Source organism: Enterococcus sp. DIV1298c (assembly GCF_017316315.1).
GTDB classification, from domain to species: domain Bacteria; phylum Bacillota; class Bacilli; order Lactobacillales; family Enterococcaceae; genus Enterococcus_B; species Enterococcus_B mangumiae.
In genome coordinates, this window is the sequence record NZ_JAFLWG010000030.1 from 1 (window position 1) to 1209 (window position 1209).

2 protein-coding genes are annotated in these 1209 nt (G+C 37.8%); both read left to right on the top strand.

Annotated features, from left to right (window positions below; genetic code table 11):
- Positions 1 to 600: transposase family protein (locus JZO83_RS07825; protein ID WP_207115419.1), on the top strand; the 600-nt coding region annotated here is incomplete at its 5' end.
- Positions 597 to 1209, top strand: a 613-nt coding sequence (locus JZO83_RS07830; protein ID WP_207115420.1) for a transposase, incomplete at its 3' end; no start/stop codon positions are given. The genes JZO83_RS07825 and JZO83_RS07830, both read left to right, overlap by 4 nt.

Genomic DNA, 1209 nt, shown 5'->3' on the forward strand with positions numbered 1-1209 from the left:
AAAAGAGATATCCAAATTGATAGAATTAAGTCGACCAAAACCAACTCATCAAGAAAGGATATCTCCATGGACTATCATACTAAAAAATTACTCGGTTTAACAGATGAAAATATCATTTTCCCTACAGATTGGCTTTCTGAAAAGAAAGAAGGAGGGATTACCTCCCATTTGATTCATGGTCGCTTAGATTACACTCCCTCTTGCTGTACAAGATGTGGGATTAAAAACGAAGGACAAGTAATTAAGTATGGTACTCACCAAACCACGATTCAATTACTGCCGATTCGTTCAAACAAAACTGTCTTAAGTCTTAAAAAAACTCGCTTTCTATGTAAAGAGTGTGGCGCAACTTTCTCCGCTGAAACTTCTTTAGTCGATCGAAATTGTTCGATTTCTGTCAACTTGAAACGAAAAATCATGGCAGAATTAGCGATCAACTCTAGTAGAAAAGACATTGCCATCCGGTACTTCGTATCGGATGTAACGATTTTACGCATCATGAAAGTAGCCGTGAAGAACGTGAAAGTCTGCTTTGACTACTTGCCTTCTGTTCTTTGCTTTGATGAATTTAAAGCGATGAAATCTTGTGTTGGGAAATGAGCTTTATCTTCATGGATGGCCAAACCAATCAGATTCTAGGTCTTCTTGAAAGTCGTAAACTTGCTTATTTACGTACCTATTTCTCTCGCTACACCCGTCAAGCAAGAGAAAATGTCCAATATATCGTCATGGATATGAACGCTCCTTATTTTGAATTAGCGAAAAGTATTTTTCCCCATGCACAAATTATCACGGATCGCTTTCATATTATCCAACATATCCACCGGTCATTGAACCATTTACGGATTCAAATCATGAACACGTATCGCAAGATCGATCGCCTGAAGTACAAACGATTCAAACGTTTCTGGAATTTGCTTCTAAAGGATTCTTATCTATTAAATAGCTCTCATTACCGTTATGATTATTCCTTTAAGCGACCAATGACTGAAAAAGCGATTGTCGATGAACTACTGAGCTATTATTCCACCTTGAAGCTGGCTTATGACACCTGCCAACTCCTTCTTTATCATTATAAACAAAAGGATACGAACTACTTTTTCGAAGTGGTGAACACCTTAGATACACAACTTCCTGAGTGGTTTCGTAAGAAGCTCACTTTCTTCAATAAATATAGAACAGGCATCGCGAATGCCTTTCAAACACCCT